This is a genomic window from Micromonospora sp. RTBAU3-60, from assembly GCF_054963695.1.
Genome location: NZ_JBUEGB010000038.1, coordinates 47,186 through 58,719, shown reverse-complemented (window position 1 = coordinate 58,719; position 11,534 = coordinate 47,186). Strand labels below are relative to the sequence as shown.

The following is an 11,534-nucleotide window of genomic DNA, read 5'->3' as shown; positions in this document are numbered from 1 at the left end:
CTTACCCGTCTCCCTGTTCAGGACGGGGGTGATGTCGTTGATGCTGTTGGTGCCGTTCTCGGTGGTGCCCATTTCCTTGGCCATGGCGTCGACGTTGATGTTCTTGCCCTGGACGGAGAGGGCGTTGCGGGTGGCGGCGGGGCCGCAGTAGTAGAAGTTCGGCTGGGCCTCGTAGCGCACGTTCAGTTCCCGCTCGCCGTTCTTGCTGGCCTGCGCCTGGGCGGCGGGCTTGTGGGCGGGGGCGGCGTGGGCGGCGATGGCGGGGCCGGCGATGCCACCGGCGGTGGCGGCGACACCGGCAGCGGTCAGCACGGTCTTACGCAGGATGGTGTTGGTACGCATGATGATCAGAACCTTTCGATCGGGGGACGGCGCACACGCAGGGGGGTGCGCGGGTGTGCCGCGTGAAAGGGAAAGTCAGAAGACGGGGTGCCCGGCGGCGTGGCCTGCTCGGGTGACCCGGGGATGTAACGACCGGGGGCCGGGGATCATTCCATCGGACTCCCGGGGGACCGGCCCGGGGTTGCTGCTCGGGCGGCCGGGAGATGTAACGACCGGGGGCCGGGGACCATTCCACCCAGGGCTCCCGGGGACCGGCCTGGCGGATCCGGGGGGATGTGCTCGGGCGGCCGGGGGATGTAACGACGGCCGGCGGCCGGTCATTCCGCGGCGCGGCCCGTGGCTGGCGGGCTGGAGACTCCGCGCGTTACAACGCCCCCGACCCGGCCACCATTCCGCCCGAAGGCCCCGGGCCATCGGAACAACCATTCCCAAATCGGGCAAATCAGGCACGCCCGTTCCGCCTCACATCGGACACCACACGCAATGCGCCCTTCAGTGCGTCGACAACCAGGATCGAGCGCCACTTAACGGACGCCGAGACGTCGCCGCCCTCACAGCATCAGGCTGCCCGGCTTCGGATCGCAGTGCACCAAGCCGGCCTCATGGGCGGCGGTGAGCACGGAGCAGATCTGGGCGGCGATCGCCGCAGCCCAGCCGATCGGCAGCGGGGCCCTGTTCCGCGATCGGGGCGGAGAGGTTAATGCCATGAATTCGCTGCATGGGAGGTACGGCTGCCCGCCCCCAGTCGCAGACCGCTGGCACGCCCGGATGCTCCAAGCACGCCATGATGCGGGACTCTCGCCGGAATCGCCGTACGAGGGCATCGTCATGCCTGTCCTCGTGCAACTGGATGAACTTGACGGCGATCTCCCGGTCAAGGTGTGGTGTCCCGACCGAACCAGGCCTGCCCGATGGCTCCACCGGGGATCGGCAATGGCTCCAGCTCGTAGCGGCCGTTCAGCAAGGTCCGCCCGGACACACCGCCTCCCCGCCCCGCTTTGGCGATATCGCCAGCCGCTTGGCGGGGAGGGCCGCGCTGGCCGCCATCGCCCGGACCAGCACATCCCAGTCGGGCCGAGGCAATGTGCCTCGCCAGGTAGTCGAGGTCTCCATCGTGGCGTACTCGGCGTAAGAACCCCTGGGGATCCCTAAGAAGCATTAGGGAGTCGGGACAGGTTGATCTTGCCGATGGGTTCGTATTCGGATCCTGTTTCCGCAGCTCAGCCACCTGACAGGGCGGATCGGCAAGGCTCGTTTGGGGCCTCGAATCGCCGACGCCCCCAACCGAGCCCCCAATGCCGCACCCAGCCGAGCCCCCACACGCGAGCTGACAACCACGGGGCCGGCTCGGCGGCGACGAGCGCCCACAACAGGCCCCTTTTCGACCGCTGGCACGGGTCGCCGCACAGCCCGCAGGCCACCGCGACGGTCGCGGGATTCCACACCGCTGCTGCACCCTTGTCAGCCTCCGTCAGGACCGACAGCGCCACCGACCCGAACGTGCCCTCGGTTCTATGGAGACCAGCTGCTTGGCCCACCCGTCGGGTCAGGTTCTGTCAGGTCGGGTCAGGTTCTGTCAGGTCGGGTCAGGTTCTGTCAGGCAGCGGGCTTGCGGACAGCAGCGCTCGCTCGCCTCACAGACACGGCGCAGTCTGACCGGAATCGCGGGCCGTGGTCCTGTCAGGCGGAGTCCCGGTCTGACAGGTCCCGCGTGAGCTGGTCAGGTGTGGTGGCATCGGCGCGCAGGAGGTGCACGAGCGCGGAAGCGGTGGCGTCGGACAGGTGGCGCCCGTCAGCGCGTAGCCGTCGGGCGAGGGCCTCGCGGGACAGCCGTGTGCATGAGCGGTCAACGCGTGGGCGGCGGTCCGGGCGGCCGGGACCAGAGCGACGGTCTGGGGGCCTCGGTCCGGACCGGTGTGTGTCGCTCGCCCGCCGGTCCGGGACCGCCGAACGCGGTCCGGGACCGCCGAGCGCTGGTCCGCTGAGGCGGGACCGCGGCGGTGGCGTCCCGGACCGCGGGCAGGCCTGCGCGGACCGGCAGAGGCGGTCCGGGGACCGGTCCGCCAGAGTCCAGGACCGACTGTCAACGATGAGCGCCGGCCTCCCGGGTAGACCGAACCGTAGCTCTGAGCGCTGGCCCCGCCGGCGGTCCTTGCCGTCGCATACCGGCGACGGCGGGCAGGTTGTCGGCCACCTCGACGCAGTTGCCACCGTTGCCGCCGCTGCGGGCGCCGGTCCACCAGGTGCGCGCCAGTCAGCTCAACCCAGGGCACTGCTCCGGCACCTGACGGCGCCGGCCGACGAACTAAGCCAGGCCACAGGTACTGCTCGCCAAGTTCGCCCTGACAGGATCGCTCCTGCTCCCGGCAGTGCTCGGCCAGGCCCTGGTCGCCGGCGGGCTGCTCCAGGAGCAGCGCCAATTCCGCAAAGTCGTCCCGCGCCATCCGATAATCGCCTGGGAGCATTTGCAGATTCGCCAGGTCAAGGCGGATCGCCACGATCTCGGATCTTGGGCGTGGCTGCCCGCTTGCCGGCGCCCGCCAGGGGCGGGCGGCGGCGTGGGTGGGTGTGGGCGGGTCAGGTGGTGTGGGCCGTGGTGTCCCGGGACCGCTGGGTAGGGATCGGGCGGGTGGGCGTCGCCGGCCAGGGGATCTCCGGGGCGGGGTGGAAGGCGATCCCGGCGGCGGTCCAGCGCGGGCCGTGGCCGGCGAGGCGGTCCCGGAACGCGGCCCAGTCGTGCGTCGACCGGGGGGACCAGCCCAGCTCGGCGACGGCGGGCAGGCGCGGGAAGAGCATGAACTCCACCTCGGCCAGCGTGGTGACCGTCTCCGTCCAGAGCGGCGCCTCCACGCCGAGCACGGCCTCGGCCGGTACGCCGGTCAGGTGCGTCCCCGGATCCCAGTCGTACGCCCGGCGTACGTCGATCAGCCCGGCCCAGTCGTGCCCGATCGGGGTGTCCGCGGTGTACTTCATGTCCACGTATGCGTGGTTGGCGGGGGAGAGGATCAGGCGGGCGCCGCGGCGCACCGCGTCGGCGGTCTCGGGGTCGTCGCCGTTGGTGCCCCACCACTGGAGCACCCGCCCGTCGGCGTGCCCGGCCGGGGCGAGCTGGTGCCAGCCGACCACGGTCTTCCCGGTCGCCGCCACCAGTTCCTGCGCCCGTTCGATGAAGCCGCGGTAGGTGTCGGCCGGCACCTTGAACGCCTCGTCGCCGCCGAGGTGCAGCCACGGCCCGGGGGTGAGCGTGGCCACCTCGCCGAGGACCTCGGCGACGAAGGCGTACGTCCGCTCGTCGGCGGGGTCGACGTAGCTGAAGCCGACCTCGGTGCCGGTGTACGGCGGTGGCGGGATCTTGCCCGGCGCCAGCTCGGGGTACGCGACCAGCGCCGCGTTGGTGTGCCCGGGCAGGTCGATCTCCGGCACCACGGTGACGTGGCGGCGGGCGGCGTACCGGACGATCCGCCGGTAGTCGTCCTTGGTGTACCAGCCGCCCGGTCCGTCGCCCACCTCGGTGGTCCCGCCGACCTCGGTGAGCCTCGGCCAGGAGTCGACGGCGATCCGCCACCCCTGGTCGTCGGTGAGGTGCAGGTGCAGGTGGTTGAGCTTGTAGCGGGCCAGGTGGTCGATCACCCGCAGCACGTCGTCGACTCCGAAGAAGTGCCGGGCCACGTCCAGCATCGCGCCCCGGTACGCGAACCGCGGCCGGTCGACGATGGCGCCGCCGGGCACCACCCAGCGCTCGGCGACCGGGGCAGCGCTGTCCACCGCCGCGGGGAGGAGCTGCCGGAGCGTCTGCACGCCGTGGAACAGGCCGGCCGGGGCGCCGGCGGTGATCCGGACCTCGGCGTGGGTCACGTCGAGCCGGTAGCCCTCGTCGCCCAGCGACTCGGCGCCCGCGCCATCCGCTCCGTCGTCACCGGCCGGGCCGGCCGCATCGGCGGGCGCCGCCGCGCCGGACAGGGTGAGCATGAGCGGACCGTCGGCCCGGGTGGCGGAGTCGGTGACCGGAAGCGGGTAGCCGGTGGCGGGGCGGAGCAGCTCGGCGAGCTGTTCGGCGACGTCCCGGGCGGCCGGGTCGGCGTCGACGCGGATTACCGCGTCCTCGGGGAGCAGGAAGTCGGCCGCCGGGTCCGGCGCGACCAGCTCGGGGGCGGGCACCACGTCACCCAGGCGCACCGGCGTGGGCGGGGCGAGCAGCTCGCCGGCCGTGTGGGCGGCGCTCCGGGCCAGCTCAGCGGCGGCGGGCTGGCGGGCGGAGAGCTCGACCGGGTCGAGCGGCTCGGGACCGGTCTCGGACGGGGCGGCGGGGGTGGTCGGCACGGTGACGGCTCCCGGGTGTATTTGCGCCGGATATGGCAAAGGTGAGGTTCAGCGGAACCAGTGCCGTCAAGCGTACGAGAGGAACGGGGAATTGCGTGATCCTGCGCGTGGAAGCGTTCCCAAAAGCCGGTACGAACGCGGATAGTGGTGACGGTTGTGCCAATAGTCACCGAACGGTCCCAGGCCCCTCGATGTTCGCTTAACCTTCGCCCACCGATCGCTGACGACACCGGGATTACCGGTGGTCGGTCTCGGGGTATGTCCGAACTGAACCTTCGTTAAGTGTCTATTCCGGCGCGCGTGGGAGGCTCTGGTGGCAGCGCAAGAGACGGTCGATCACAAGTACGTCTACGACTTCGCCGAGGGCAACAAGGACCTCAAGGAGCTGCTCGGCGGCAAAGGGGCCAACCTGGCCGAGATGACCAATCTCGGGCTGCCGGTGCCGCCCGGCTTCACCATCACCACCGAGGCCTGCAAGGCGTACCTGGCGACCGGCCGGGAGCCGGACGGGCTGGCCGGCCAGATCGCGGCGCACCTGGAGTCCCTGGAGCGGGAGATGGGCCGCAAGCTCGGCGACCCGGAGGACCCGCTGCTCGTCTCGGTCCGCTCGGGGGCCAAGTTCTCCATGCCCGGCATGATGGAGACCGTCCTGAACGTCGGCCTCAACGACCGGAGCGTGGTCGGACTCAGCGCACAGGCCGGGGGGAACGACAGGTTCGCCTGGGACTCCTACCGCCGCCTGATCCAGATGTTCGGCAAGACCGTCTGCGAGGTGCCGGGCGAGGAGTTCGAGCACGCCATCGACGACGCCAAGCGCGCCAAAGGCACGGACAACGACCTCGACCTGGACGCGGACGACCTGCGCGGGCTGGTCGACACGTTCAAGAAGATCTTCGCGAAGCACACCGGCCGGGAGTTCCCCCAGGAGCCCCGCGAGCAGCTCGACCTGGCCATTCGCGCCGTCTTCGAGTCGTGGAACGCCGAGCGCGCGGTGGTCTACCGGCGGCAGGAGCGCATTCCGGCCGACCTGGGCACCGCGGTCAACGTGGTGGCCATGGTCTTCGGCAACCTCGGCGCCGACTCCGGCACCGGCGTCGCCTTCACCCGCGACCCAAGCAGCGGCGCCCAGGGCATCTACGGCGACTACCTGGCCAACGCGCAGGGCGAGGACGTGGTCGCCGGCATCCGCAACACCGTGCCGTTGCAGGAGCTGGAGCGGATCGACAAGAAGTCCTACGACGAGCTGCTCGACTACATGGCCCGGCTGGAGGAGCACTACAAGGACCTCTGCGACATCGAGTTCACCATCGAGCGCGGCAAGCTCTGGATGCTGCAGACCCGGGTCGGCAAGCGCACCGCCGCGGCGGCCTTCGTCATCGCCGGCCAACTCGTCGACGAGGGCCTGATCGACCTGGACGAGGCGCTGCACCGGGTCAACGGCGCGCAGCTCGCCCAGCTGATGTTCCCCCGGTTCAAGCTCGACCACGAGTTCGAGCCGGTGGCCAAGGGCATCGGGGCGTCGCCCGGCGCGGCGGTCGGCAAGGCCGTCTTCACCTCCGCCCGGGCCGTCGAGCTGGCCGCCGAGGGCGAGGCGGTGATCCTGGTCCGCCGGGAGACGAACCCCGACGACCTGAACGGCATGATCGCCGCCAAGGGCATCCTCACCTCGCGGGGCGGCAAGACCAGCCACGCCGCCGTGGTGGCCCGGGGCATGGGCAAGACCTGCGTGTCCGGCGCGGACGAACTCCAGGTCGACATCCCGGCGAAGAAGTTCACCGTCGCCGGGCAGACCGTCAACGAGGGCGACGTGGTCTCCATCGACGGCACCACCGGCAAGGTCTACCTCGGCGAGGTGCCGGCCACGCCGTCCGAGGTGGTGCAGTACTTCGAGGGCACCCTCGACCCGGAGCAGATCGACGACCCGTTGGTCCGGGCCGTACACCGGATCATGACCCACGCCGACGCCAAGCGGCGGCTGGCGGTCCGGGCGAACGCCGACACCGGCGCGGACGCGGCCCGGGCCCGGCGGTTCGGCGCCCAGGGCATCGGCCTGTGCCGCACCGAGCACATGTTCCTCGGCGACCGGCGGGAGCTGGTGGAGCGGCTGATCCTGGCCGCCGGGGACGAGGAGCGGGAGGCGGCGCTGGCCGCGCTGCTGCCGTTGCAGCGGGAGGACTTCGTGGAGATCTTCCGCGAGATGGACGGCCTGCCGGTCACCGTGCGGCTGATCGACCCGCCGCTGCACGAGTTCCTGCCCCCGCTGGAGCAGCTCGCCGTCAACGTCGCGGTCGCCCAGGAGCGCGGCGAGGACGTGGCCAAGGAGGAGGCGCTGCTCGCCGCCGTCCGGCGGATGCACGAGGAGAACCCGATGCTCGGCCTGCGCGGCGTACGCCTGGGCCTGGTCATCCCCGGCCTGTTCGCCATGCAGGTCCGCGCGATCGCCGAGGCCGCCGTGGCGGTCACCCGGTCCGGCGGGTCGGCCTGCCCGGAGATCATGGTCCCGCTGGTCGGCGCCGTGCAGGAGCTGGAGACGGTACGCGCCGAGGCCGAGAAGATCATCGCCGAGGTGGTCGGGGACAGCGGCGTCGAGGTGCTGATCGGCACGATGATCGAGGTGCCCCGGGCGGCGCTGACCGCAGGGCAGATCGCCGAGGCGGCCCAGTTCTTCTCCTTCGGCACCAACGACCTGACCCAGATGGGCTGGGGCTTCTCCCGCGACGACGTGGAGGGCGCCTTCTTCTGGCGCTACCTGGAGCTGGGCATCTTCGGCATCTCGCCGTTCGAGTCGATCGACGCCGAGGGCGTCGGCCGGCTGGTCCGGATCGCCGCCGAGGAGGGACGGGCCGCCCGGCCGGGGCTGAAGCTCGGCGTCTGCGGCGAGCACGGCGGCGACCCCGACTCGGTGCACTTCTTCCACGAGGTCGGGCTCGACTACGTCTCCTGCTCGCCGTTCCGGGTGCCGGTGGCCCGTCTGGAGGCGGGCCGGGCCGTGGTCGAGACCCAGGGCTCCGACTCCCGCTGACCGCCCGACCCTCGATGATCATGAGGTTGGCGGCCGACCTCGGCTGCCGCCGCCAACCTCATGATCGACCGAACGCGCCAGGCGCGCCGATCCGCGTGGTCGGGCGTAACCTGGGCTGATTCGATCACTGCCCGATCTCGCAACGAAGGGTGGCCGCATGAGCAGCGTCTGGGAGAGCCTGACCGTGGACGCCCTGGACCCATCGCGGCTCGCGCACTGGTGGGCCGAGGCGCTCGGCTACCAGGTGGTCAGCGAGAAGCCGGACGCGGTGGAGATCCGCCGGGCGCCGGACCAGCTCCCCGCCATCACCTTCGTTCCGGTCACCGCCGCGAAGGAGACCAAGAACCGGCTGCACCTCGACCTGCGCCCGGCGGACCAGGAGGCCGAGGTCGAGCGGCTGGTCGACATGGGCGCCCGGCACGTGGACATCGGCCAGGGCGAGGTCGGGTGGACCGTGCTGGCCGACCCGGAGGGCAACGAGTTCTGCGTGCTTCGGGGGCGCAAGGAGTGAGCCGGGTCCGCGAGCCCCACAGTCGCGAACCCCGCGACGGCCGGCGGCCGCGGCCCGGGCGCGAGCGGTGGCGCGACCGCGGGGATGACGGTTGACCACCGGCCCCGACGCCGACGACGCGGCGCGCTTCGTCGTCGAGGCGCCCAAGGACACCGGCTCCGGGCGGTCGCCGTACGAGCGGGACCGGGCGCGCGTGCTGCACTCGGCGGCGTTCCGCCGGCTCGCCGCGAAGACCCAGGTGCACACGGCGGGCACCGACGACTTCCTGCGTACCCGGCTGACCCACTCCCTCGAAGTGGCGCAGATCGCCCGGGAGATGGGCGCCCGGCTCGGCTGCGACCCGGACGTGGTGGACACCGCCGGGTTGGCGCACGACCTGGGGCATCCGCCCTTCGGGCACAACGGCGAGGACGCCCTGGACCTCCTCGCCGCCGGCTGCGGCGGCTTCGAGGGCAACGCGCAGACGCTGCGGGTGCTCACCCGGCTGGAGGCGAAGGTACTCGGCCCGGACGGCCGTTCCGCCGGGCTCAACCTGACCCGGGCCGCCCTCGACGCGGTCAGCAAATACCCCTGGGAGCGCCGCCCCGGCCAGCGCAAGTTCGGCGTGTACGCCGACGACCGCCAGGTCTTCGACTGGCTGCGCGCCGGGGCCCCGGCCGGCGGCCGGCGCTGCCTGGAGGCGCAGGTGATGGACTGGGCCGACGACGTGGCGTACTCGGTCCACGACGTCGAGGACGGCATCCACGGCGGGTACGTCAGCCTGCGGCCGCTGCTGACCGACCCGGCGGAGCGGCGGGCGCTCTGCGCCGACGTGGCCGCCACCTACTCGGGGGAGGCTCCCGAGGACCTGCACGAGGTGCTGGTCGAACTGCTCGCCGAGCCGGCGCTCGCCCCGCTCGCCGCGTACGACGGCAGCCACCGGGCGCTGGCGGCGCTGAAGGCGACCACCAGCGTGCTCACCGGCCGCTTCGTCGCCAGCGTGGTGGCCGCCACCGAGGAGCGGCACGGCCCCGGCCCGCACCGCCGGTACGCCGCCGACCTGGTGGTGCCGCGCCGGATCCGGGCGCAGTGCGCGTTGCTCAAGGGCATCGCGCTGCGTTACGTGATGCGCCGCCCCGGCGCCGGCATCCGGTACGCCCAGCAGCGGGAGATCCTCGCCGACCTGGTCGCCGTCCTGGCCGACCGGGCGCCGGACGCGCTCGACCCGGTCTTCGCGCCGCTGTGGCGGGAGGCGCCGGACGACGCCGCGCGGCTGCGGGTGGTGATCGACCAGGTGGCCTCGCTCACCGACCCGGCCGCCCAGGCCTGGCACGTCCGCCTGGCCCGCAGCTGACCCGCCCCGCGCGATTTGTCCGGATCGTGCCGGCACCGACGGGGGAGAGACCCGGGCGGAAGTGGGCGACCAGGCGATTTAGGCTAGCCTAAGTGTTATGACGGAGCGTCCGAAGAAGGTCACCGCCGCCACGGTCGTACGGACCGAGCGGCCCACCCCGCACCTGGTCCGGCTGGTGCTGGGCGGGGAGGAACTGGCCGGCCTGCCGGTGGGCGCGTACACCGATCACTACATCAAGTTCCTCTTCCCGCCGGCCGGGGTGGTCTACCCGCACCCCACCGACCTGGCCACGATCAAGCGGGAGTTCCCGGCCGCGCAGTGGCCGCGGCTGCGGGCGTACACGGTGCGGGCCTGGGACGCGGCGGCCGGCGAGCTCACCGTCGACGTGGTGTACCACGGCGACCAGGGGCTGGCCGGGCCGTGGGCGGCCGGCCTGCGCCCCGGCGACCGGGTGCTGTTCACCGGCCCCGGAGGGGCGTACGCCCCGGACCCGGCGGCCGACTGGCACCTGCTGGTGGGGGACGAGAGCGCCCTGCCGGCGATCGCCGCCGCCCTGGAGCGGCTGCCCGCCGGCGCGCCCGCGAAGGTCTACCTGGAGGTCGACGGCCCGGCCGACGAGCTGCCGCTGACCAGCCCGGGTGCGGTCGAGCTGAGCTGGCTGCACCGCGCCGGCCGTCCGGCGGGCGCGGCGCTGGTGGAGGCGGTCCGGGCGCTCGACTTCCCGCCCGGCCGGGTGCACGCCTTCGTCCACGGCGAGGCCACCGCTGTCCGGGAGTTGCGCCGGCTGCTGCGCGTCGAGCGCGCGGTGCCCCGGGACGCGCTGTCCATCTCCGGCTACTGGCGGCGCGGCCTGGACGACGAGGGCTGGCGGTCCACCAAGGCCGCCTGGAACGCCCAGGTCGAGGCCGACGAGTACGGCGCCGCCGCCCTGCCCGCCTGACCGACCCTGCCGGGCTGCTGACCTGTCGCGATCGCAACCGAGAGCGGGTGTGCCTCGACATGTAGTAGAGGTGCTACATTTCGCGGTATGACTGCGGTCGAACTGCCGGGAGTCGCCCCGGCTCCCCACCCGCCCGGCGAGGACCTGGTCCTCGACGTCCGCGACCTGCGCATGCGGTACGGCACCGTCGACGTGCTGCACGGGGTCGACTTCACCGCCCGGCGCGGCGAGGTGCTCGCCCTGCTCGGGCCCAACGGCGCCGGCAAGACCACCACCATCGAGATCCTGGAGGGCTTCCGGATGCGCTCGGCGGGGGAGGTCCGCGTCCTCGGCGTCGACCCCGGCCGGGGCGACGAGCGGTGGCGCGCCCGCATGGGCGTGGTGCTCCAGTCGTGGCGCGACCACGGCAAGTGGCGGGTCCGGGACCTGCTGGCCCACCTGGGCGCCTTCTACGCGGCGTACGCCACCGACCGGATCAGCCGGCCCTGGCCGGTCGACGAGCTGCTGGACACCGTGGGCCTCACCCCGCACGCGGCCAAGCGGGTGCACCAGCTCTCCGGCGGCCAGCGCCGCCGGCTGGACGTGGCGGTCGGCATCGTGGGCCGCCCGGAGCTGCTCTTCCTGGACGAGCCGACGGTCGGCTTCGACCCGGCCGCCCGGCGCGAGTTCCATGAGCTGGTGCACCGCCTCGCCGACCTGGACGAGACCACCATCCTGCTCACCACGCACGACCTCGACGAGGCGGAGAAGCTCGCCGACCGCATCCTCATCCTGGCCGGCGGCCGGATCATCGCCGACGGCTCATCCGACGAGCTGGCCCGGCGGGTCGCCGGGGACGCGGAGATCCGGTGGACCCGGGACGGCGAGCGCTTCGTGCACGCCGCGGCCGACGCCACCGGCTTCGTCCGCGACCTGCTGCGCCAGCACGGCGACAGCGTGCAGGAGTTGGAGGTGCGCCGGGCCAGCCTGGAGGACGCGTACATGGCACTGGTCTACGAGGAGGAATCCGGGGTCCGGGCCGGCACGGCGGCGGCCTCGGTCTGGCGGCAGGGGAGCGAGCGATGAG

General features: G+C 72.6%; 8 protein-coding genes. 5 read left to right on the top strand and 3 right to left on the bottom strand.

The window, feature by feature from the left end:
- From ACY34I_RS27765 to ACY34I_RS27755, 3 genes are all read right to left on the bottom strand, one after another.
- Window positions 1-342: C39 family peptidase (locus tag ACY34I_RS27765; RefSeq protein WP_462757969.1), on the bottom strand; the 342-nt coding region annotated here is incomplete at its 3' end.
- Window positions 343-2,425: 2,083 nt separating this feature from the next.
- Complete coding sequence (locus ACY34I_RS27760) at window positions 2,426-2,536, bottom strand: hypothetical protein (RefSeq protein WP_462757968.1); 111 nt, start codon at window positions 2,534-2,536, stop codon at window positions 2,426-2,428.
- A 383-nt stretch (window positions 2,537-2,919) separates the two neighbouring features.
- On the bottom strand, window positions 2,920-4,683 hold the full coding sequence (locus tag ACY34I_RS27755) for a beta-N-acetylhexosaminidase (protein ID WP_462757971.1): 1,764 nt from the start codon (window positions 4,681-4,683) through the stop codon (window positions 2,920-2,922).
- 292 nt (window positions 4,684-4,975) lie between these two features.
- On the opposite strand from ACY34I_RS27755, the gene ppdK reads away from it, so the two are divergent.
- The 5 genes from ppdK to ACY34I_RS27730 all read left to right on the top strand — a co-directional run bounded on the left by ppdK (window position 4,976) and on the right by ACY34I_RS27730 (window position 11,533).
- Complete coding sequence (gene ppdK, locus ACY34I_RS27750) at window positions 4,976-7,684, top strand: pyruvate, phosphate dikinase (protein WP_462757967.1); 2,709 nt, start codon at window positions 4,976-4,978, stop codon at window positions 7,682-7,684.
- 157 nt (window positions 7,685-7,841) lie between these two features.
- A complete protein-coding gene (locus ACY34I_RS27745) occupies window positions 7,842-8,195 on the top strand; it encodes a VOC family protein (RefSeq protein WP_462757965.1) in 354 nt (117 codons plus the stop codon).
- Window positions 8,196-8,286: 91 nt separating this feature from the next.
- Window positions 8,287-9,528, top strand: a complete 1,242-nt coding sequence (locus ACY34I_RS27740) for a deoxyguanosinetriphosphate triphosphohydrolase (RefSeq protein ID WP_462757964.1) — start codon at window positions 8,287-8,289, stop codon at window positions 9,526-9,528.
- Window positions 9,529-9,625: 97 nt separating this feature from the next.
- On the top strand, window positions 9,626-10,468 hold the full coding sequence (locus tag ACY34I_RS27735; protein ID WP_462757963.1) for a siderophore-interacting protein: 843 nt from the start codon (window positions 9,626-9,628) through the stop codon (window positions 10,466-10,468).
- An 87-nt stretch (window positions 10,469-10,555) separates the two neighbouring features.
- Window positions 10,556-11,533, top strand: coding sequence for an ABC transporter ATP-binding protein (locus ACY34I_RS27730; protein ID WP_462757962.1), 978 nt, complete (start codon window positions 10,556-10,558; stop codon window positions 11,531-11,533).
- Window position 11,534 lies beyond the last annotated feature (1 nt).